Annotated in this window: 17 protein-coding genes; 13 read left to right on the top strand and 4 right to left on the bottom strand. The window is 72.6% G+C overall.

Annotation, left to right across the window (positions count from 1 at the left end):
* Positions 1-4 precede the first annotated feature (4 nt).
* From ABD331_RS36240 to ABD331_RS36215, 6 genes are all read left to right on the top strand, one after another.
* Positions 5-1,234 (top strand): ABC transporter substrate-binding protein, encoded by a 1,230-nt coding sequence (locus ABD331_RS36240; protein ID WP_344485246.1) that lies wholly within the window; start codon positions 5-7, stop codon positions 1,232-1,234.
* Between the two features lie 25 nt (positions 1,235-1,259).
* Complete coding sequence (locus tag ABD331_RS36235) at positions 1,260-2,195, top strand: carbohydrate ABC transporter permease (RefSeq protein ID WP_344485243.1); 936 nt, start codon at positions 1,260-1,262, stop codon at positions 2,193-2,195.
* On the top strand, positions 2,192-3,025 hold the full coding sequence (locus ABD331_RS36230; RefSeq protein WP_344485240.1) for a carbohydrate ABC transporter permease: 834 nt from the start codon (positions 2,192-2,194) through the stop codon (positions 3,023-3,025). The genes ABD331_RS36235 and ABD331_RS36230 overlap by 4 nt, the downstream gene beginning before the upstream one ends.
* A gap of 57 nt (positions 3,026-3,082) precedes the next feature.
* On the top strand, positions 3,083-5,056 hold the full coding sequence (locus tag ABD331_RS36225; protein ID WP_344485237.1) for a beta-galactosidase: 1,974 nt from the start codon (positions 3,083-3,085) through the stop codon (positions 5,054-5,056).
* Between the two features lie 102 nt (positions 5,057-5,158).
* Complete coding sequence (locus tag ABD331_RS36220; RefSeq protein ID WP_344485235.1) at positions 5,159-5,578, top strand: hypothetical protein; 420 nt, start codon at positions 5,159-5,161, stop codon at positions 5,576-5,578.
* A 186-nt stretch (positions 5,579-5,764) separates the two neighbouring features.
* Positions 5,765-7,006, top strand: coding sequence for a hypothetical protein (locus tag ABD331_RS36215; RefSeq protein WP_344485233.1), 1,242 nt, complete (start codon positions 5,765-5,767; stop codon positions 7,004-7,006).
* Between the two features lie 3 nt (positions 7,007-7,009).
* Here the strand turns inward: ABD331_RS36215 and ABD331_RS36210 are convergent, their stop codons facing one another.
* Positions 7,010-7,582 carry an RNA polymerase sigma factor gene (locus ABD331_RS36210; RefSeq protein WP_344485231.1) on the bottom strand — a complete coding sequence of 191 codons (573 nt, stop codon included), beginning with the start codon at positions 7,580-7,582 and terminating at the stop codon, positions 7,010-7,012.
* A 179-nt stretch (positions 7,583-7,761) separates the two neighbouring features.
* Here ABD331_RS36210 and ABD331_RS36205 point away from each other — a divergent pair, with 179 nt between their 5' ends.
* The 5 genes from ABD331_RS36205 (at position 7,762) to ABD331_RS36185 (ending at position 15,849) form a co-directional block, all read left to right on the top strand.
* Positions 7,762-8,472: a Crp/Fnr family transcriptional regulator gene (locus ABD331_RS36205; protein ID WP_344485229.1), complete on the top strand. Its 711-nt coding sequence runs from the start codon at positions 7,762-7,764 to the stop codon at positions 8,470-8,472.
* 24 nt (positions 8,473-8,496) lie between these two features.
* Positions 8,497-9,780 carry an oxygenase MpaB family protein gene (locus ABD331_RS36200; protein ID WP_344485227.1) on the top strand — a complete coding sequence of 428 codons (1,284 nt, stop codon included), beginning with the start codon at positions 8,497-8,499 and terminating at the stop codon, positions 9,778-9,780.
* On the top strand, positions 9,780-13,094 hold the full coding sequence (locus ABD331_RS36195; protein ID WP_344485225.1) for an ATP-binding protein: 3,315 nt from the start codon (positions 9,780-9,782) through the stop codon (positions 13,092-13,094). Before ABD331_RS36200 ends, ABD331_RS36195 begins: the two co-directional genes overlap by 1 nt.
* A gap of 45 nt (positions 13,095-13,139) precedes the next feature.
* Positions 13,140-14,960: a glycoside hydrolase family 15 protein gene (locus ABD331_RS36190; RefSeq protein WP_344485222.1), complete on the top strand. Its 1,821-nt coding sequence runs from the start codon at positions 13,140-13,142 to the stop codon at positions 14,958-14,960.
* 106 nt (positions 14,961-15,066) lie between these two features.
* Positions 15,067-15,849, top strand: a complete 783-nt coding sequence (locus tag ABD331_RS36185) for a DUF4352 domain-containing protein (RefSeq protein ID WP_344485219.1) — start codon at positions 15,067-15,069, stop codon at positions 15,847-15,849.
* Between the two features lie 5 nt (positions 15,850-15,854).
* Here the strand turns inward: ABD331_RS36185 and ABD331_RS36180 are convergent, their stop codons facing one another.
* Positions 15,855-16,727 carry a hypothetical protein gene (locus ABD331_RS36180; RefSeq protein WP_344485216.1) on the bottom strand — a complete coding sequence of 291 codons (873 nt, stop codon included), beginning with the start codon at positions 16,725-16,727 and terminating at the stop codon, positions 15,855-15,857.
* An 83-nt stretch (positions 16,728-16,810) separates the two neighbouring features.
* Positions 16,811-17,557 carry an SDR family NAD(P)-dependent oxidoreductase gene (locus ABD331_RS36175; protein WP_344485213.1) on the bottom strand — a complete coding sequence of 249 codons (747 nt, stop codon included), beginning with the start codon at positions 17,555-17,557 and terminating at the stop codon, positions 16,811-16,813.
* Between the two features lie 111 nt (positions 17,558-17,668).
* Here ABD331_RS36175 and ABD331_RS36170 point away from each other — a divergent pair, with 111 nt between their 5' ends.
* Positions 17,669-18,598, top strand: a complete 930-nt coding sequence (locus ABD331_RS36170) for a DUF4352 domain-containing protein (RefSeq protein WP_344485210.1) — start codon at positions 17,669-17,671, stop codon at positions 18,596-18,598.
* Positions 18,599-18,601: 3 nt separating this feature from the next.
* Here the strand turns inward: ABD331_RS36170 and ABD331_RS36165 are convergent, their stop codons facing one another.
* Positions 18,602-19,291: a sulfotransferase family protein gene (locus ABD331_RS36165; protein WP_344485207.1), complete on the bottom strand. Its 690-nt coding sequence runs from the start codon at positions 19,289-19,291 to the stop codon at positions 18,602-18,604.
* A 115-nt stretch (positions 19,292-19,406) separates the two neighbouring features.
* Here ABD331_RS36165 and ABD331_RS36160 point away from each other — a divergent pair, with 115 nt between their 5' ends.
* Complete coding sequence (locus ABD331_RS36160) at positions 19,407-20,906, top strand: class I adenylate-forming enzyme family protein (RefSeq protein WP_344485205.1); 1,500 nt, start codon at positions 19,407-19,409, stop codon at positions 20,904-20,906.
* The last annotated feature ends 64 nt before the right edge of the window (positions 20,907-20,970 follow it).

The raw sequence follows: 20,970 nt of genomic DNA, 5'->3' as shown, positions 1-20,970 counted from the left end.
GGCAATGAGCCGAGGACTTGTGCGAGGCGCCGTCGTGGCGGCACTCGTGAGCGGGCTGGCCGCGTGCGGCGGTGGCGGCGCGGGCGAACAGAGCGCGGGCGAACAGGGCGCGGGCAAGGAGCTGACGTTCTGGATGTACCAGGACCGCACCCCGCAGGCGGGCCAGGTCATGGAGAAGGTCCGCACGGACTTCGAGAAGGCCAACCCCGGTGTCACGGTCAAGCTCGTCAAGATCCCCAAGGACGACTACAACACCAAGCTGGGCAGCGCCGTGGCCAGCAAGAGCGCGCCCGACGCGGGCATTCTCGACCAGCCCCTGGTGTCCAAGTACGCCCTCGACGGCACGATCAAGGAGGTGCCCGCCGGGCTGATCGACGAGGCCGAGTACTACAAGGGCGCGCTCGACACCAACCGCGCCGGCGGCAAGCTCTACGGCCTGCCCCAGGACCAGACCACGGTCGCCCTCTTCTACAACAGGAAGCTGGTGCCGACCCCGCCGAAGACCTGGGACGAGCTGAAGCTGATCGCCGCCCAGGTGCACGCCGCCGACGCGAACGTGGCCGGCATGAACGTGCCCAAGGGCGACGGGTACGGCGCCTGGATGTTCCCCGGCTTCGTGCACGGCGCGGGCGGCGAGATGGTGGACGACGCGGGCAAGAAGGTGCTGTTCGACCAGCCGCCGGCGGTGGAGGCGCTGCAGCTCTGGGTGGACCTCCAGGAGTCGTCGCCCCGCAAGATCACCGACTCGGACAAGCCGTTCGAGAACGGCCTGGCGGCCATGACGGTCTCCGGCCCCTGGGACGTGCCGACGATCAAGGAGCAGTTCCCCGACCTGGACTTCGGGGTGGCGCCGCTGCCGTACAAGACGGAGCCGGCGGGCAACATCGGCGGCGAGGACTCCGTGGTCTTCTCCACCAGCAAGAACCCCGACCTGGCGTGGAAGTGGCTGGCGTTCCTGTCGAACGCGGCGAACAACGGCGCGGTGGCCGACGCGTTCGGCGGCTTCCCGGTGCACCTGAAGGCGCAGGTGCCCGCGGGCGGGCCCGAGCAGGCGGCCTTCCTGGAGCAGCTCAAGGTCGCGCACGCGCGCCCCGCGGTGCCGCAGTGGATCCAGGTCAACGACGAGATCATCGCCCCGGCCATCGAGTCGGCGCTGACCGGCAAGGCCACGGCGCAGCAGTCGCTGACCGACGCGGCGGCCAAGACCCGGTCCCTGCTCGGCTGGAACGGCTGACGTGGCCGCTCCCGTACTCGAAAGGGTGACGACGGGACCCGGGAGGCGCGCCAGACGCCGCCCGGGCGCCCGGCGCCGCGACCACCTGATCGGCTGGCTGCTGGTCGCTCCGGCGCTGGCCTACTTCGTGGTCTTCCTGCTGTACCCGGCCCTGTCCGCGCTCTACTACAGCTTCACCGACTGGAACCTGCGCACCGACGCGGCCTGGGTGGGCCTGGCCAACTACACCGATCTGCTGTTCGACGACGTCAAGTACCCGCACTTCTGGAAGTCGGTGAGCGTCACCCTGCAGTACACGCTCCTCGCCGTGCCGCTGACGCTGGTCGCCGCGCTGGCGCAGGCGCTGCTGCTTAACGCGGTCAGGCGCGGCGCGAACCTGTTCAGGCTGCTGCTGTTCCTGCCGGTCGTCACGGCGGAGGCGGCGGTGGGCGCGATCTGGCGCTGGCTCTACGACCCGCAGTACGGCCTGATCAACACGCTGCTCGAACTCGTCGGCATCCCGGGGCAGAACTGGCTCAACACCCCCGAGCTGGTCATCCCGGCGCTGGCGTTCATCGCGGCCTGGCAGTGCGGCATCTCGATGATCATCTATCTGGCGGGGCTGAAGGGCATCCCCGCCTCGATCCAGGAGGCGGCGATCATCGACGGGGCGGGGCCGTGGCAGCGGTTCTGGCGGGTGACCTTCCCGATGCTGCGGCCGACCACGTTCTACCTGCTCGTGACGGGCGTCATCGCGGCGCTGCAGGTGTTCGGCCTGGTGTACGTGATCTTCTCCGGCAACGGGCGCAGCGTCACCGGCGGCCCCGAGCAGTCGGGGCTGACGTACGTGCTGCACCTGTACCTGTTCGCCTTCCGCTACGACGCGATGGGCGCGGCCTGCGCGATGTCGTTCATCCTGCTGGTCTTCATCATGATCGTCACGGCGCTGCAGTTCCGGTTCGTCAAGCAGGAGGCCACGTGAGAAGGGCGTCCGTCTACGTCGCGCTGGTGCTGCTGGCGGCCGTGTCGGTGGTGCCGTTCCTGTGGATGCTGGCCACCTCGCTCAAGCACGGCCCCGACATCTACACCAAGACGCCCAGCCTGCTGCCGCTGGACAAGAAGACCGGCGAGTGGGCGGCCACCCTCGACAACTACGCCTACGTGCTGGACGTCGGCGGGCTCGGGAGCGCGTTCGTCAACAGCGTCTGGGTGTGCGCGATCCTGGTGCCGGCCAAGCTGCTCATCGACGCGCTGGCCGCGTACGCGTTCGCGCGCATCCCGTTCCCCGGCCGCGACAAGCTGTTCTTCATCATGCTGGGCGGCATGATGGTGCCCGCGATCACGCTGCTGGTGCCGCGCATCCACGTCACCCAGTCGCTGGGCATGTTCGACTCCGGGTGGGGGCTGATCGTGCCGAACATCGCCTCGGTGCTCGACATCTTCCTGCTGCGGCAGTTCTTCCTGTCGCTGCCCGGCGAGCTGGAGGAGGCCGCGCTGATCGACGGCGCGGGCCGGATGCAGATCTTCTGGCGGATCGTGCTGCCGCTGTCGAAGCCGGTGCTGGCGGTCGTGACCATCACCAGCTTCCTGTTCCACTGGAACGACCTGGTGTGGCCGCTGCTGGTCACCAACGACCCCGAGCTCTACACGCTGCCGCTGGCGTTGCAGCAGCTCGTCGCCAGCCCGGACGGCGGGCGCGCGTACTACATCATGGCGGGCGCCACGCTCGCCGTCCTGCCCGTGATCGCGGTCCTGCTGGTCTTCCAGCGCCGCATCCTTCAGGGCATCGCCTTCACCGGCCTCAAGGGCTGACCAGGGCCAGAACGCGGCCCGCCGTCCGGCGGGCCGTCGACAAGGGAGGAAACGACTGTGGTCATCGAGGTCCGCGACGGGGTCGCCGTCGTCGACGGCGTGCCGCGGGTGCTCGTCACCGCCGACTATCCGTACTACCGCGACGATCCGGCCGTGTGGGCCGACCGGCTGCGTGCCGTGCGGGACGAGCTCGGGATCGAGGTGATCACCTGCTACCTGCCCTGGCGGCACCACCAGCCGGAGGCGGCCACGGCGCCCGACTTCACCGGCCTGACCCATCCGTCCAGGAACGTCGTCGGCTTCCTGGCGCTCTGCCACGAGCTGGGCCTGCGGGTGGTCGCCAAGCCCGGCCCGTTCATCCACGCGGAGGTGAACTACGGCGGGCTGCCCGACTGGGTGTGCCCCGACGCCGATCCCGCCTTCGAGGCGCTGCTCGACGCGTCGGGCGCGCCCTCCTGCTGGGCGGACGCCGCCGCGCCCGGCGGCAGGCCGCTGCCCGCGCCGCTGGGCCCCGCGTTCCTGGCCAGGGCGGGCGAGTGGCTGTCGGCGGTGGGCAAGGAGGTGCTGGACGGCGCCGAGGCGGTGATCGCGCTGCAGATCGCGAACGAGGGCGTCTACACCAGTGGCGCGCTGCCGCTGACGGCCTACGACTACAGCGCGTCCGGGGTGGCGTTCTACCGTGACCGGCTGCGGGCCTGGTACGGGACGCCGGAGGCGTACAACGCCGCGCACGGCGCCGCCTGCGGCGACTGGGCGGAGATCGAGCCCCCGACGGCCGCCTCGGGCCCGCTCGCCCAGGCCGACTGGGGGCGCTTCGCCGCCGAGTACCTGGCCGAGGTGTACCGCGTCTGGACGCAGGCCGTCGGCTCCGACCTGCCGGTCCTGGTGAACCTCAACCCGCCGACCGTGCCCGCCCTGGACGACTGGCTGGCCAGGGTCAGGCCGGAGCTGTGGGGCGAGATCTCCTACGGGTTCACCAACTGGATGGGCGTCGTGTCGGCCGACCGCGACGCGCACGCCCGCTACGTCATCGCGGCCAAGCGCGCCCCGGGCCCGAACCTGGAGGAGAACTGGGGCTTCTCGGAGCTCTACGACCCGGCCTTCATCGACGGGGCGACCAGCTTCCACCAGTCGCTGCTGGCGCTGGCGGCGGGCGCGACCGGCTTCAACGTCTACACCGGGGTGGCCACCTCGGGCTGGGCGCCCGAGCTGGACGCGGCCTGCGCCGGCCCGTACCCCGACTGCCCGCCCATCGGCGCGGACGGCGGCCCGACGGGCAAGGCGCCGGTGGTGCGGGCGCTGGCGGGCTTCTTCGCCGCGCACGGCGCCGAGTTCCTGGAGTGCGAGCCGGTGCGGCGCGACGCGTTCGGCCTGTACCTGCCCTACGCCGGGATCGCCGCCCTGTCCCAGGACGGCGGCGGGCCCGGATGCGGGCGGGCGCTGCTGGACTTCCACGAGCGCATGCGGACGCGCGGGCTGGACTACGGGCTGGTGGAGCTGGAGAGCGCGAGCCTGGCGGAGCTGGCCGCCTACCGGTCGGTCACGGTGCCGGGCGGGCCGTTCATGCACCGGCGCGTGCAGGAGCTGCTGGCCGCCTACGCGCAGGCGGGCGGCCTGGTGCTGGTGGACGGCCCGGTGCCCGCCCTCGACGAGCGGATGGCGCCCTGCGCGCTGATCACACCGTCCGCTCCCCCGCCCGCCTCGGACGAGAGCCTCGTCCTGTACGGCGAGGCCGACGCGTTCCTGCGCAGCCATCCGGTGGAGGATGTGCACTATCTCGTCGTGCTCGTGCAGTCGCACAACGAGGGGCCGATCGGGTTGCGGACGCCGTACGGGACGGTCGAGGTGGTCGCCGCGCAGGGCGCCGGCGCGGTGCTGCGCCTGGCCGACGGGCAGGTGGGCGACGTCGTGATCAGAGGGCTCAACGCCTACCTCGACTGCGCCGTGGAGGCCGGCGTGCGGCTGAACGGGGTGCGCACCGGCGCCGCGGGGCCCGGCGACCTCACCCGGATCAACGGCCGACTTGTCTAGACGAAAACGGGATATGCATCGATAGAAGGGACGGGTATTTCGTCACCGGTGTCGTCGCTCTGCTCCTTCGCACGGGGACCCGCCCGCGGAGAGGAGATCACCATGGCATCAGGAGAGTTCCAGGTCATGAAGGTGCCGGCCGAGCAGTTGGCCGGCATTCTTCACGGCCAGGTTGTCGATCCCGGTGCCCAGCCCACCTATGTGGTCCATCGCGACGAGGGCTGGACGGTGGACGTGAGCTGGGAGGTCACCGGCGAGCTCATCGACTGGCTGGCGGGCTGCTGGCAGGTGGAGATCATCGCGGACCTGATGGGCGGTGGCGAGACCAGACATCCGTCACCACCCGTGGTGCTGACCTTCACCCCTGGCTCGGGCCGATATACGGCCTCGATCCCCATGCGCGGACAGCTCACCCCCGGCATCTATGACCTGGTGGTCAACCTCACCACGACGACGGCCGCGGGCACCGCGGGGGCGCTCGGCGGATTCGTGGTGATCAGCAAGTTGACGGTCAAGGAGTGAGAGCCCCACCCCCGGATCGCCGGGGGTGGTGATCATCCTGCAAGCATGCCGCAAGCGGGGGCTCCTAGGCTCCTGGCGCGGCTGCGGGGAGAGACCAGCCGCCTGACTGTATCTGACGCCGACGGGGAGCGCTCTTAACTCCGTGAGCCCTCCGCCAGGCGACGGGACCAGCAAACGGGAGACTCCATGTCCGACACTCCGATGACCGCGGATGACGTGCTGCGCATCGCGGCCTACAAGGACCGGAGCGCGGCACTCGAAGCCATGGTCATCGCCTACAGCTACCACCGCGTGGCCGGGGACCTCGCGGTGCACCTGGGCCGGGCCGCCAACAACTGGTACTGCTACGCCACCTGGACCTCCAAGGCGGTCGGTGACAGCCTCGACCTCGGCCCGAAGTCGCCGTTCATCGAGGACTTCGGCCGCCGCCTGCGCGTGCCGCAGCGCTTCAGACGGCTGTTCAGGGCCGCGCTGCTCACCCTGCTCGGGCCCAGCTACCAGCTCGGCCTGGCGCTCGCCAACCGCGCCATCTTCCTGGAGACGGCCAGCCTCGCGGTCAACCTGTGGACCGACGAGCCCGACCGCTTCCTCAAGGTCAGCCCCGAGTCCGACCTGACGCCGGCGCCGCCGGAGTTCCTGACTGACCTGCTGTCACCGGCCGACCCGCGCTACCTCAAGGACGCCGCGCAGCTCATGGTGGAGGCGGCCAAGACCGAGGACCCTGCGGCGCGCGCGGAGCTGATGTTCGGCGCCAACATCGCGCTGTCGGCCTACGAGCAGGCCCGCGCGCAGGCGGCGCTGGAGCTGGTGCTCTACCGGCCGGTCCGGTGGATGACCCGGGTGTCGTGGCGGTCGCTGCGCTCCCTGGTCACGCGCAGGCCGTTCCCACGCTTCAAGCTGTACGCGGCGGCGCACGCCGACCAGCCCTGGCTGACCCGCAAGCTGGAGGACCTGTGGTCCTCCCTCTACACCCGCCACCTGTTCGCCGTGGCCACGCCGCTCAGCGACGTCAAGGTCGGCAAGCCGCTGACCGCCCCGGCGGGCGTGGACATGGCCAAGGCGTGGGTGCCGATCCAGAACGAGCGGGTGCGCAAGCTGGCCGAGGAGTTCATCACCGAGGACCAGGAGGCGTCCACGGCCGGGGTGACCGACTGGGTGTCCTACCCCGACCGCATGCGCTTCATCGTCAGCTACTTCCGGGTCTACCAGACCGTGGACGCGCTCTACCGGGTGCCCTTCGACCAGAAGATCGCCGACGGGCTGGCCGAGGAGATGGCCCGGGGGCTCGTCCCCGAGGCCGTCAGCGGCATGCCGGCGTTGCGCGGCACGAAGTTCTACGCCTTCCCGACGGAGACCGATCCGGACGCGTACGAGATGGCGCACTTCGACTTCGAGCCGTTCCTGGAGGCGATCCCCCTTGACCAGTAGTGGTTAGTCCAGGAAGTCGCGGGTGATCTCGCGGGCCTGAAGCAGCCCGCGCAGCCTCGCGAAAGCGCGGGCTCGGGTGGGCCCGATGCTCCCGACCGGTCTGCCCAGCCTGCGCGCCACGTCCACGTAGTGGGGCTCGGAGGTTTCCGTGAGCGCTCTGAACAGCACCCTCTGCGCTGCCGGCAGCTCCTCGACCAGCTCTTCGAGCGTGCCGGCCAGCCAGATCCTGGCCAGTTCCCTGTCGACGTCGTCCGTGCTGCCCAGCGAGTCGAGATCCGGGGTGCAGATCTCCCTGGTGCGCTTGGTGAGCTTGAGGCACTCGCGGAAGGCGATCGTGGCCAGCCAGCCGGGCATGCGCTGGCCGTCCTCGACGCTGCCCAGGTTCTGCCAGGCGAGCATCCACGTCGTCTGCAGCACGTCCTGGGCGTCCTCGTGGCTGAGCCTGAATCGCCGGATGCGGGCCCTCAGCATGGGGCTGAACTCCTCGACGAGCTGTTCCCACGCCCAGGCGTCGCCTTCCTGGGCGGCGGTCACCAGGGCTCCGGTGTCGAGGCGCTCGATGGTCTGCGCTTGCATGTCGTTCTCCCCGCCGGTCCGGGTTCTCGGGGGGCCAATTCCGGCCGGCTACCTCACCGTGCGATGGATGATCCGAAAAGACTGTTCCGAAGGAGACAGCCGGAGTGTGGTCTGCGTCACATTCGGGAGATCGCCTGCCGCCTGCTGTCCACTCGCGGATTGCGGCCTAGAGTTCTTGCATGAACGCGCGCAGCGGCCTGCCCCACGACGTCGAGCCGGTCGCGGCCGTGCTGGCGGAGATCCCGCTGTTCCGCGTGCTCGGGGAGAACGGCATCCAGAGCACGGCGCGCGCGGGGATCGCGCGCCGCTACCGGTCGGGGCAGATCATCTTCCATCAGGGGGACCCGGGAGAGTCGCTGTACGTGCTGCTCGACGGGCTGGTGAAGGTGGTCTTCACGACCGAGCACGGCGACGAGATCGTGCTGAACATGCTCAGGCGGGGCGACACGTTCGGCGAAATGGCGCTGCTGGACGGCTCGCCGCGCTCGGCCTCGATCGTGACCGTGCGGGCCGCGTGGGTCTTCGCGCTGCCCAGGGCGCGGCTGCTGGAGCTGATGCGGGAGCATCCGGGGCTGGCCGACGAGTTCCTGCGGCTGCTCGGCCGCATGGTGCGCAGGCTCACCGGCCAGGCCGCCGACCTGGCCTTCCTCGACCTGGGGGGCCGGCTGGCGAAGCTGCTGCTGCAACTGGCCGACAGGCACGGCAAGTCCGACGACGTGGTGGACCTGCCCGGGCTGACCCAGTCCGACCTCGCCGCGCTGATCGGCGCGTCGCGGCCGGCGGTCAACCGCGCGCTGCAGTCGCTGGTGTCGAGGAACCTCATCGCCGTCCAAGGGCGGACGATCACGCTGCTGGATGTCGCCGCCCTGCGGAAACGGGGCGGCCTCTGACACGAACTGGGGAGTACGGGGTAGATGAACGAGCATGACGAGCGCTGGCCCGAGGAGCGGTTCCGGCAGCTCAGGCAGCAGGCCGACCCTGACGTCGACAAGGTGGTGGCCGGGTACCTCGAGACGCGGCCCCCGGGGCAGGGCGCGCTGGAGCTGGTCAAGGCCGTGATCGCCGAGCTGGGGGCGGCCAAGCGGGAGGCCAGGGAGCCGTCGGGAGAGCCGCCGGCCGCCGAGATCTTCGAGGCGATCGAGTTCGTCAGGGAGCTGCCCGAGTGGGGCGACGACCGGGAGCTGCTGGCCAGGGGGCAGGCGGTCTTCGCCGACTACGGGCTGTACCAGTCGGCCGCGCTGTTCTTCGCGTGCCTGCCGATGGCGTACGTGGAGGTGTCGAGCGCCAGGGTGCTGGCCGGCGTCTCCAACCTGGCCACGCACAGCCTGACCCGCCGGGTCGCCGAGACCGGCCAGATGCTGGTGGACGTGATGGGGCTGAAGGCCACCGACAGCCTGCAGCCGGGCCGCCCCGGGCACACGACGGCGATCGGGCTGCGCATCCTGCACTCGGTCGTGCGGGCCCTGGTCGAGGAGAAGTACGCCGACCGCTGGGACACCGAGCGCTACGGCCCGCCGGTCAACCAGGAGCTGCTGCTGGCCACGCTCTTCGACTTCTCCGTGGTCACGTGGGAGGCGATGGAGACGATGGGCGTGGTGCTGACCGACGAGGAGCGCACCGCCAACCTCTACACCTGGAGCGTCTTCGGCCACCTGATGGGGATCGAGGTGTGCCGCGACGGCCCCCTCACGCTCGACGACGTCCCGGCGGTCAGCGCGCGCCTGGGCCGCATGCTGGAGACCAGCGACGAGGGCCGCCGGCTGATGGCGATGCTGCTGACGGAGATGGAGGCCTACATGCCGCTGGGCTGGCGCAAGATGCCGCGCAGCCTGGTGCACTGGATCTTCCAGCACGCGGAGCACGGCGCCGACCGGGTGCCCGAGCTGCTCGGCGTGCCCGCGCCCGCCTGGTGGTTCACCGGGCTGTTCGCGGTGGCACGTTCCGCCCATCGGCGAAACCGGCTGGCAGGTCCCGTGCGGGGTGTGGTTCGCTGGCTGGTACGGAAGGCCGGGCGACACGTCGTGGTCGCGCTGATCGACCGCCACTCCGATGGGCAGGCGGCGTTCAGGATCCCCGACGAGCTGGCTCGCGCCTGGCGGATCAAGCGGTCGGCCCCCGCGGTCAAGACCCGCGCGATCCGCCGCTCCGTCCGTACGACGCTACGAGCGCCCGCGCAGGGGCGGAAAGGCCCGCGCTAGTGACTGCTGCGTATGAGCCCAAGGGGGATGAGCCCCGGCGTGACGAGCCCCGGCGTGATGAGCACAGACGTGATGAGCACAGACGTGAGCCGGGGACGCTCACCACGGCGACCATTCTGTTCACCGATGTGGTCAGCTCCACCGCGCTGCGGATCAGGCTCGGCGAGGAGCGGGCCAACGTGGTCTTCCGCCGCCTGTACGAGCTGCTGCGCTCGGTGGTGACGGCCAGCGGCTCGACCTTCACCAAGAGCCTGGGCGACGGGCTGATGGCCGTGTTCGACTCCGCGACGGCCGGGCTCGACGCGATCATCGCGGTGCAGCAGGCGGTGGCCGACGAGAACGAGCGCGCCCTGGAGAAGATCTCCATCAGGGCGGCGCTGGCGGCGGGCGACGTGTGCTGGGGCCAGGACGACGTGAGCGGGCTGCCCACGGTGGAGGCGGCGCGCCTGGTGGCGGTGGCCGAGGGCGGGCAGGTGCTCTGCACCGACCTGGTCAGGAGGCTGGCGCAGGGGCGCAGCAGGCACGAGTTCAAGGATCTCGGCCGGCTGCCGGGCAAGGGGCTGCGCGAGCCGCTGCACACCTACGAGCTGCACTGGCAGAGCGCCGACCACCATCTCGGCGGCGGGCTGGCGCCGTGGCTGGACGACGCCGGCGTGCTGCCCTTCGTCGGCCGCGAGCGGGAGCTGCGGGTGCTCGACGGGGAGCTGGCCGCGGCCGAGTTCGGCAGCGGGCTGGTGATCCTGGAGGGCGAGCCGGGCGTGGGCAAGACGCGGCTGGCCTCCGAGGTGGCGCGCAGGGCGCTCAAGCGGCAGTTCACGGTGCTGGCGGGGCGGTGCACGGATCCGGCGCGCAAGGCGTACGAGCCGATCGCCGGAGCCGTGGAGCGGCTGGCCCGCACCTCGCCCGCACTGCTGCTGCGGGCGGGCGTCGACCAGCAGTGCGGCCAGCTCGTCCGGCTGGCGCCGTCGCTGGCGGCGCCGCCGCTGTCGCTGCAGGTGCCGCCGGCCACCGAGCCGGTGTCGGAGCGCTACCACCTGATGGCCGCGGCCCGCACGCTGATCGAGCGGCTGGCCACCGTGCGGCCCGTGCTGCTGATCATCGACGACCTGCAGTGGGCCACGCTGGAGTCGCTGCAGATGCTCAGCTCCCTCATGTGGGACGCCGACGCGCTGCCGCTGTTCGTGCTGGCCACCTCGCGGCCCGTGCCCGTGGAGTCCGCGCCGTCCCCGTCCCAGCAGGCAGCGCCCCAGGCACTGCCTGAGCTGCACAAGCTGACCGCGACCGCGCGGGTCGTCCAGGTGCCGTCGTTCGGGCTGGACGAGGTGTCCTCGGCGCTGACGCAGGCGCGGACCGGCAGCGACCCCGAGCGGCTGCACCGCATCACGGGCGGCAACGCGTTCCTGGTCAGCGAGGTGATCAGGGAGCTGGCGGCGGGCAAGGAGCTCGACGCGCTGGCCGTGCCCGACTCGGTCACCCGCATGGTGACGGCCCGCCTGTCGCCGCTGCACCCCGACGCCAGGGATCTCGTCACGCTGCTGGCCGTCGGCGAGCGGATGACCTCGGCCGAGCTGCGCCGCGGGCTCGGCCTCGACGAGGCCAGGTTCGTGGCCGCGGTGGAGGAGGCCATGGGCACCGGCCTGGTGACCATGCTCGACAACGGGTCCTGCCAGTTCTCCCACGAGCTGACGAGGGACGCGCTCTCCGCCACGCTGTCGCCGCCGCGGGCCGCGCTGCTGCACGGGCGGGTGGCCGACGCGTTGCGCGAGACGGACCCTGCGGCCGTGCGGGCGCGGCCGTACGTGGTGGCCAGGCATCTGATGGCCGCCGCCGAGCAGGGCCGCGACCCCGGCCGGGTGAGCGCGGCGGCCGACGCGGGCGTGCAGGCGGCCCAGCACGCGCTGGCCGGGCTGGCGCACCGCGAGGCGGTCACCTGGTACCAGCGGGTGCTCGACCTGCTGCGCGACCTGCCCGGCACCACGCTGGAGCGGCGCGCCGAGCTGCTGGTCGAGTGCGGCAGGGCGATGTGGCTGGCCGGGCATCCCGAGGCCAGGCGCACCCTGCTGGACGCCGCCGACCTGGCCAGGGAGTGCGAGCGGCACGACCTGCTGGTCACGGCGGCGCTCGGCGGCGACAGGGGCTCGGCCATCTCGGCCGCGCCCGACAACGAGCGCATCGCGCTGCTGACCGAGGCCCGCAAGGTGGTCGACTCCACCGACGTGAGCACCAGGGCGCTGCTGGCCGCGCAGCTCGCCTCCGAGCTGATCTGGGCGCCCGACGGCGAGCGGCGCTTCGCGCTGAGCGACGAGGCGGTGGCGCTGGCCCGCAAGTCCGGCGACCCGCGCACGCTGGCGAGCGTGCTGGGGATGCGCAGCCTGACCATCATCCCGGCCGACCCGCTGCACCAGCGGCACCGCGACGGCGACGAGATGCTGGAGGCGGCCCGCAGGACGGGTGACGACCTGGCGCTGTTCCACGCGTACATGCAGCGCACTCCCCCGGTGCTCGACCTGGGCGACACCACCAGGGTGGCCATGCTGCTCGGCCAGGCCGACGAGCTGGCGCGGCGGCTGGGGCAGCCGCACCTGACCTGGCTGATCGGCTACTCCAAGGCCGGGCTGACCCTCATGCAGGGCGACCTGGTGCAGGCCGAGGCGGAGGCGGAGTCGGCGCTGCGGCTGGGCTCGGAGATCGGCCGCCGGCTGGAGGCCATGGCCATCTACTCCGAGCAGATCCGCGAGATCAGGCGGCTGCAGGGGCGGCTGTGGGAGCTGCGCGACCGGCTGCGCCGCGCCGGGCAGCGCCCGCGCGTCGATCCGGTGCACGCGGTGCTGCGTTACCTGTGCGAGCTGGGCGACGAGGAGGCGGCGCCGCTGCTCGACCGCATCCTCGACTACGGCGGCGCCGCGCCGCCGCGCAACATGGCGCACCGGTCCGCGCTCGACAACCTGGCGGTGGCCGCCGCCCGGCTGGGGCGGGCCGAGCTGGCCGGGCGGCTGTACGACTCGCTGGCCGCCTCCGGCGGCGAGACGTTCGGGCACGGCGCGGTGGCCCACCACTGCGGGCACCACTACCTGGCGCACCTGCGGGTGGCGATGGGCGATCCGCGGCGGGCGGCCGAGCACTTCGAGGCCGCCGCCGAGGTGCACGAGCGGCAGGGCGTGCCGCTCATGCTGGCCGAGTCGCTGCTCGACTGGGCGGACCTGCTGGACGAGGGCGACCTGGGCGGCCCCAAGCCGGCGGACCTGCGCGAGTGGTGCCGCTCGCTGCTGGCCGGGCGCGGCGCGGTGCTGCTGGAGCGGCGCGCCTCCGCTTAGCCGGAACGCCGTTTAAGCAGGTCAGGAGCCGGGCAGCCCGTTCGGGTGAGAACGAGCGGCTACCCGCCCATCGGTTCGTACGCGTTCCTGTCCGACTGCCACACGGCGGCGCTGGTCGCTCCCGACGGGGCGGTGGAGTGGATGTGCGTGCCGCGCTTCGACGGACCCAGCGTGTTCGCCAGGATCCTCGACCGGGGGCGCGGCGGGGCGTGGGAGCTGCACGTCGAGGAGGCGTCGGTCGCCGAGCGCGGCTACCTGGACGAGACGCTGGTGCTGCGCACGCGCTGGGAGGGCGCGCAGGGCTCGGTGGTCGTGCACGACTTCCTGGCCCTGTCCCCCTCCGGCGACGGCGGCATGAACCCCGTGCGCCTGCTCGTGCGGTGGGCCAGGTGCGAGCGCGGCCGGGCGGTCGTCAGGTCGCGGGTGCTGGCCAGGCCGGAGTACGGGGTGCGCGAGGCCCGCTGGACCTCCCGCGGCGAGGCCCTGGTGGAGGAGTCCGGCCTGGTCCTGGCCGGCGCGCCGGAGCCCGAGTCGCGCACCGTGCTGCGGGAGGGCGAGTCGCTGGCGCTCACGCTCGACTACACGGGCGACTACACGGGCCACTACACGGGGGCCGCTCCAGGCGGCCACGCCGGGCGGCTGCTGGAGGACACGGTGCGGTCCTGGCGGTCGTGGTCGGCCCGCTCCGGGTACGCGGGCATCGGCGCCAAGGAGGTGCGGCACAGCGCGATCGTGCTGCGCGGCCTGCTGTACGACGAGGGCGGCGGGCTGCTGGCCGCGCCCACGACGTCGCTGCCGGAATGGCCGGGCGGGCCGCGCAACTGGGACTACCGCTACGTCTGGCACCGCGACGCCGCCCTGACGGTGCTGGCGCTGCTGCGGCTCGGCCATCGCGAGGAGGCGGGCGGCTACCTGGAGTGCCTGCTGCGGCAGTGCGGCGGCGGCTCCGACCGGATCCCGCCGATGGCGGGCATCGACGGCCGCCCCGTCACCGGGGAGACCGTGCTCGACCACCTGGAGGGGTACGCGGGCTCCCGGCCCGTACGGATCGGCAACGACGCCTCCACGCAGCACCAGCTCGACACCTACGGGCACATCCTGGACGCGGCGCTGGCCTACCACGAGGTGACCGGCGAGCTGACCGGCCACGACACGTCCAGGCTGTGGCGGCTGGTCCGGCTGGCGCGCAAGCAGTGGCGCGAGCCCGACGCCGGGATCTGGGAGGTGCGCGGGGCGCCGCGCCCGTGGACGTACTCCAAGCTGTACGCCTGGGTGTGCTTCGACCGGGCGGTGCGGCTGGCGGAGCTGACCGGCGAGAACGGGCTGCCCCTGGAGGAGTGGCGCGCCGAGCGGGAGGCGGTGCGCGAGGACCTGCTGGCCCACGGCTACTCGGCGGACGCCGGCGCGTTCACGCAGTCGTACGGCTCGACGGGCGCGGACGCGTCGCTGCTGCGGGTGCCGCTGGTCGGCTTCCTCGACGGGCGCGACTCGCGGGTGCTGGGCACGCTCGACCACGTGCAGTCGCGGCTGGGCGAGGGCGGGGCGCTGCTGCACCGCTACGACCCCGAGAGCACGGGCGACGGGGTGGACGGGCCGGAGGGCGCGTTCCTGATGTGCTCGTTCGAGATGGTGTCGGCGCTGGTGCTGGCGGGGCGGACGGCGGAGGCCCGCGACCGGTTCGAGACGCTGTGCGCGCGGGCGGAGCCGCTGGGGCTGTTCGCCGAGGAGATGGCGCCGGACGACGGCAGCATGCTGGGCAACTACCCGCAGGCGTTCACGCACCTGGCGCTGATCGAGGCGGCGCTCAACCTCGACGCGTCGGGCACGGCGGACGAGCTGCACGACTGGGCCACGCGGGGCGGCTGAGGGGCCGTCGAGGTTCAACCCGAGACCCAACCGGCATCACGGCCATCCCGGGCGGGCTGCCGGGAGCATCCTTGGACGGTCCTTCTCCCTCCAGTGGAGCCGCGCCATGGGATACCCGTCAGAACCGCCACGCCCGCAGCAGGAGATGCCGCCGTACCTGGGCGGCACCGAGTACGGCGCAGGCCCGCCGTACGGGTACGGGCCGCCCGCCCCGCCCCCGCCAAGACGCGGCCTCGGCCTCGTCCTGGCCCTGGCCATCGGGGTGCCGATGCTGCTGATCGCAGGCCTCGCGACGGCATGGTTCGTCCTGATCGCCCCGGTCCGCGACTCGATCACCTCGGCCACCGTCGCCCCCGCGGAGACGCGCGAGAACGCGGAGCCGGACGCCGCGGCGCCCGACGAGCCGTCCGGCGGGCCCTCCGACGCGCCCGCCGAGGAGCCGGCGCCGGGCGGCGACGACGGCGACCCGCTCACCAGCGAGCCCGGCGGGACGGTGACGCTGAAGGGCATGGAGGCGGGCTCGAAGATGGCCGTGACGCTCAACCGGGTGTGGAGCGAGGCCCGGCCGACGCAGGACAGCGTGCAGCCCAAGCCCGGCAACCGGCTGATGGCGGTCCAGCTCACGCTGACGAACAAGGGCCGCGTCACCTACAAGGACGCGCCCGTGAACGGGGCGGTGGCGATCGACTCGGAGGGGCAGCAGTACCCGTTCTCGATCGCCTACGTCGAGGAGGGCCAGCAGTTCCACTGGGCGACCACGATCGACCCGGGCGACAGCCGCAAGGGGCTGGTCGTGTTCGAGGTGCCGGCGGGCGCCAGGATGACCACCCTGCAGTTCACGCTGAACAGCGGCTACGCCGACCAGCACGGCGAGTGGAAGCTGGGCTGACCCCCTCAGGGCGTGCGGTCCAGGTCGAGCGTGTGGCCCGCCTCGATGGCCACCCGCACGCTCCTGGCGAGGGTCTCCTCCAGGGCCGCGCCGTGGTCCTCCAGGGCGCGCATGCCCTCGGCGTCGTCGGTGTGCGCCAGCAGGGCCCGGTACTTGTCGTTGTTGTCCAGCGCCTCGCGGGCCCGCAGGGCGGCGTCGGCCTCCTGGACGCGGCGCGCGTACCGTTCGAGCTGCTCCACCCTGGCCGTCACGGCCGCCACGGACCGGCGCAGCGCCTCCTGCTGCGGCTCCAGCACGGCCCGCAATTCGGGGGTCATCACGACGCCCCGCACCGCGCGGTCCTGCTCCTCGTACAGGCGAGTCTGGACGCGCAGCAGCAGCGCGATCTCCCAGATCTGCCGGGGCAGCAGCACCTCGTTGGCCAGCCCGTCCAGGAGGCGGCGCCGCATGGCCTGCGAGGTGTAGACGGACATCACGGCCCGCCTGGCGCGTTCCAGGAGCGCGCGGGCGGCCGGTGACAGCTCGGGGACGAGGACCACCCGGTCGCGGTACGGGGCGCGCGAGACGCGCAGCCTCGGGACGAACGAGTCGATCACCGCCAGGCGCTGCTCCTCGGTCAGGTCGGGGTCGGCGACGAAGTCGACCGTGCGCCTGACGTGGTCGCGCTCCTGGGCCAGCCGCCTGGCCTCCTCGGCGGCCAGCGACCGGCGGCGCACCGAGTCCTGGGCGACGACGAACCCGCTCAGGCCGACCAGCCCGGCCAGCACGCTGAACACGGCGCCGACGGGCCCGGCCACCAGGAACATGGCGAGGCAGGTCACCAGGACGGCCGCGGAGAACGCGACCGATAACAGCGCGTACAGGCAGCCCTTGGCCACGCCGTCCCCCTCTGAGCGAGTTTCCGAAGTGCCCTGAGAGTTCACCATAGCTCCCGCTCTCGCTAAGATCACGGGCTTGCTTGTCAGCGCAGGTAGGAGGCTCCGTTGAGGTCGAGCACGGCGCCGCTGGCCCACTCGGCGTCCGGCGCGGCCAGGTAGAGGACGGCCGCGGCGATCTCCTCGGGCGCCGCCACCCTGCCGAACGGGCTCTGGGCGCGGATGGCGTCGCCGCGCGGCGCCTTGAGGTGCTCGTTGGTCATGTCCGTCTCGACGAACCCGGGGGCCACGGCGGCCACCGCGATGCCGCGCGGGGCCAGGGCGACCGCCAGCGACTGGCTCATCGCGTTGAGCCCCGCCTTGCTGGCGCCGTACGCGGGCGCGTCGGGCTCGCCGCGGAAGGCGCCGCGCGAGGAGACGTTGACGATTCTCGCGCCGGGCGGCAGGTACGGCAGCGCGCACCAGATCGCGTTGGCCGCGCCCAGCAGGTTCACCTCCAGCGTGCGCCGCCAGGCGTCCTGCCACTCCTCGTACGACAGGTCGGTGACGGGGTGGTGGAAGTACCTGCCCGCGTTGTTGACCAGCACGTCGATCGAGCCGCCCAGCTCCCGCGCCGCCGCGTCCACCATGGCCCTGACGGCCTCGGGGTCGGCCAGGTCGGCGCGCACCACGGAGTGCCCCTCGCCGGGCAGCTCGCGGAGCAGGCCGTCGGCCTCCTCGGCGGAGTCGCGGTGGTGGATCGCCACCCTGTCTCCTTGCGCGGCGAACGCCGCCGCGACCGCCCGTCCGATGCCTCGCGATGCTCCGGTGACAAGAACCGCACGTCCACTCATGCACGGCACATTAGGGGATGGGCCCGGCATGACGGCATCCGGGGGATCAAGGACAACCGGAGGCGGATGCCGGACGTCTCACTAATCCCGTCCCCTATCAGGAGTCGCGCCATGGGATATCCGCCCCTGCCGTCCGGCCCGTACGGACCACCGCCTCCGTACCGGCAGCCGCCGTACGGCATGCGGCCCCCTGGACCTGCGGCCGGGCAGGAACCCGCGCCGGAGCCTCCCGACAACCGGCCCCTCGTCGTGCTGCTCGCGGTAGGCGTTCCGATGCTGCTCCTGGGGGCGTGCGCCGCCGTGGTGATGGTGCTGACGGACACCGGGCGGCCCGCCGTGCTCACCGGCTCGGAGGGGGCGACCATGGTCATCACCCAGGAGCCGCTGCCGAGCGAACCCCCGGCGGCGGCGGGTGACGCGGTGGGGCAGCCTCCTGTCAGCGCGCCCGCCTATGGTCAGCCCGCAACCAGCCCGCCCGCCGCCGGTCAGCCGGCCGCGAGCCAGCCCGCCGCCACCGCACCCGCCGCCACCGCACCCGCCGCCACCGCACCCGCCGCCACCTCGCCCGCCGCCAGCCAGCCTCCGGCCGGTGCAGGCGCGACGAACCCGGCCGCCCAGGGACAGACCGCCCGCGTGGGCGGCGCGCTCACCCTCCAGGGCACCGACCCCGCCCTGAAGGTGAGCGTCACCCTGAACCGCGTGATCAACCCCGCCACCCCCGCCTCCGACTTCCTGAAGCCGCAGACCGGCAACAAGCTCGCCGCCGTCGAGATCACCCTCACCAACGCGGGCCAGGCCGTCTACACCGACGCCCCCACGACCGGCGCCTGGCTGATCGACGCCGAGGGCCAGCAGTACCGCTTCTCGCTCTCCAACGTCACCGAGGGCCAGAGCTTCGGCGGCACCGTGACGGTCAACGCGGGCGACTCGCGCAAGGGCGTGATCGTGTTCGAGGTGCCGGAGGCGGCGCGGCTGACCAAGTTCCAGTTCGGCCTGAACTACGGGATCGCCAGTCAGAAGGGCGAGTGGGCGCTGTCCTGACGCTCAGCGCCCCCGCAGGATCAGCCGGGCGAGGCGACGGGGCCGTTTGCGCCGGAACGCGGCCCGCTCGTTGGCCTGCGGGTAGGGCGCGTCCGGCACGGGCACCCCGAGGAACGCGCACAGCGGCTCCCACCCGTCCCCCGTCTCGAACACCAGCAGCCGCTCGGCCGGTATGGTGGCCCTGACCTCGGCGACGTGCCGTTCGAAGACCTCGATGACGTGCTCGCGATCGTCGATGCGCCCGCCGAAGACCGGGTCGATGAAGGTCGCCCTGGCCATCCGCGGGTACAGGGCGAAGTCGGGCGACCGCCTGGCCACCAGCCACCGGATCGCGCGCCGCCGCAGCGGCTGCCTCCCCCGCTGTTCGAGGGCGCTGCGGAAGATGGTGGCGCTGACGCTCTCGTACCAGCGTCCCGGGTCGCGCACGGTCAGGATGACCTTGGCCTCGGGGTAGTGCGCGGCCAGCTCCCGCCAGTACGCGGAGGCGGGCCAGTCGAGCGCCGACCGGAACCCGGCGAACAGCGTGTCCCAATCCCGCGTGCGCCCCTCGCCGACGTCGAGCCACTGCCGCACCCGGTACGGCTCCGCGATGACGGTGGACATGTGGTAGCAGGGCCCGAGTCCGAGCAGTTCGAGCGCCGCTTTCAGTGACCTCGTGCCCGTACGGCCGAAGCCCGCGCCGATCACCTTCACCCGCGCACCTCTGATCCTTCTCTGATGTGCGCCGCCTAATGTCGCGACAAATCCCGTTATATGACGGCATAAGGCACTCCGGGAACGCCCCCTCACCGCACAGAGGAGCCCCACCATGCTCTTCCCGTCCCCCCTGATCGAGGCGCTGCGCAAGGCCCCCGCGACCCCCGCCTTCGAGCACGGCGGCAGGACCGTCACCCGCGCCGAGCTGCTGGAGCTGATCCGGCGGCTGGCGGGCGCCATGCGCGAGGCGGGCCTGGGCCCCGGCCGGGCGCTCGCCGTCCGCACGGAGGTCACGCCCGAGGCGTTCGCCGCGCACATGGCCGCGCACGCGCTGGGCTGCCGCGTCGTCGGGGTCCGCCCCGGCTACCCGCCCGGCCAGCTCGCCCACGTGCTCGCCATGGACGTCGACGCCGTCCTCGTGGACCCGCTCACCGCCACGCCGCAACTCATGACCGAGCGCACGCTCTCGCTCGGCCCCGTGCCCGGCGCCGCCGACCTGCTGGCCCATCCGGACGACGGCCATCCGCTGGAGCTGGCCGCCCGGCCCGGCGACGTGGCCGCCCTGACCTTCACCAGCGGCAGCACCGGCCGCCCCAAGGGCTGCGCGATCACCTATCAGGCGCTCACCGAGCACTGGGCGTGGCAGCCGCGCGTCTGGGGGCCGTCGGCGGCGGCCTTCGCCCGCGCCTTCGAGCGGTACCTGCTGTTCGGGACGCTGGCGAGCATGGTGGTGCTGGAGTTCCTGGCGCCGTGCCTGCTCGGCGGGGGCACGGCGGTCATCCCGGAGGACGACGGGCGGCCGATGTTCCCGTACGCGATCGAGCGGTACCGCATCACCGGGTCGATCATCACCGTGCCCCGGCTGTTCAGGATGCTGGAGCTGCTGGACTCGGCGGACGTGTCGAGCCTGCGGGCGCTCATGGTGTCGGGCTCGCCGATCGGGCCGCGCCGGCTCAGGGCGGCGGCCGAGCGGCTCGGCCCGGTCGTCTACCAGGGGTACGGGCAGACCGAGGCGGGCAACGTGGCCATGCTCACCCCCGCGCACATCGCCGCCGGCATCGTGGCGCCGGTGGGCCTGCCGCACCCCGGGGTCGAGCTGAGCGTGCGCGACGAGGACGGCGCCGTCCTGCCGCCGGGGCGGACGGGCGAGATCTGCGTGCGCAGCGCGTACGTCATGGCCGGGTACTGGGGCGACGAGGCGGAGACCCGCGACACCCTGCGCGACGGCTGGCTGCGCACCCGCGACCTCGGCCACGTGGACGCGGGCGGCTTCCTGCACCTGGAGGGCCGCTCCAGGGACGTGGTCATGGTCAACGCGATGGTGGTGTACGCGGGGCCGATCGAGCGGGTGCTGACGGCCCACCCGGACGTGGACGAGGCGTACGTGGTGGGCGCGCCGGACGAGGGCACCGGCGAGGCGGTGCACGCGTTCGTGGTGCCGGCGCCCGGCCGGGTGCCCGGCCAGGCCGCTCTGGCCGCCCGCGTACGGGCCGAGCTGGGCGAGGACAGCGTGCCCAAGACGATCACGGTGGTGCCGGGCGTCCCGGTGGCCACCAGCGGCAAGCCCGACAAGCGGGCCCTGCTGGCACGGCACGGCGAGAACCTGTTCTGATCAAACTCTGAGAATCGGCCGCCAACACTGAGGTTGTCTCTTCAACCACTTCGCAGTGACGGAG

Origin of the sequence: Nonomuraea monospora, assembly GCF_039531895.1 — a bacterium.
Lineage (GTDB): Bacteria > Actinomycetota > Actinomycetes > Streptosporangiales > Streptosporangiaceae > Nonomuraea > Nonomuraea monospora.
Note: the sequence above shows the minus strand (reverse complement) of the source record. Positions and strands in the feature narration are given on the sequence as shown.

What these genes read in the sequence shown, in the direction of transcription:
- ABD331_RS36160 (WP_344485205.1), top strand. Translation starts at nt 19,407, where the DNA reads ATGCTCTTCCCGTCCCCCCTGATCGAGGCGCTGCGCAAGGCCCCCGCG.
- ABD331_RS36200 (WP_344485227.1), top strand. Translation starts at nt 8,497, where the DNA reads ATGAACGAGCATGACGAGCGCTGGCCCGAGGAGCGGTTCCGGCAGCTC.
- ABD331_RS36205 (WP_344485229.1), top strand. Translation starts at nt 7,762, where the DNA reads ATGAACGCGCGCAGCGGCCTGCCCCACGACGTCGAGCCGGTCGCGGCC.
- ABD331_RS36170 (WP_344485210.1), top strand. Translation starts at nt 17,669, where the DNA reads ATGGGATATCCGCCCCTGCCGTCCGGCCCGTACGGACCACCGCCTCCG.
- ABD331_RS36185 (WP_344485219.1), top strand. Translation starts at nt 15,067, where the DNA reads ATGGGATACCCGTCAGAACCGCCACGCCCGCAGCAGGAGATGCCGCCG.
- ABD331_RS36220 (WP_344485235.1), top strand. Translation starts at nt 5,159, where the DNA reads ATGGCATCAGGAGAGTTCCAGGTCATGAAGGTGCCGGCCGAGCAGTTG.
- ABD331_RS36175 (WP_344485213.1), bottom strand. Translation starts at nt 17,557, where the DNA reads ATGAGTGGACGTGCGGTTCTTGTCACCGGAGCATCGCGAGGCATCGGA.
- ABD331_RS36210 (WP_344485231.1), bottom strand. Translation starts at nt 7,582, where the DNA reads ATGCAAGCGCAGACCATCGAGCGCCTCGACACCGGAGCCCTGGTGACC.
- ABD331_RS36240 (WP_344485246.1), top strand. Translation starts at nt 5, where the DNA reads ATGAGCCGAGGACTTGTGCGAGGCGCCGTCGTGGCGGCACTCGTGAGC.
- ABD331_RS36215 (WP_344485233.1), top strand. Translation starts at nt 5,765, where the DNA reads ATGTCCGACACTCCGATGACCGCGGATGACGTGCTGCGCATCGCGGCC.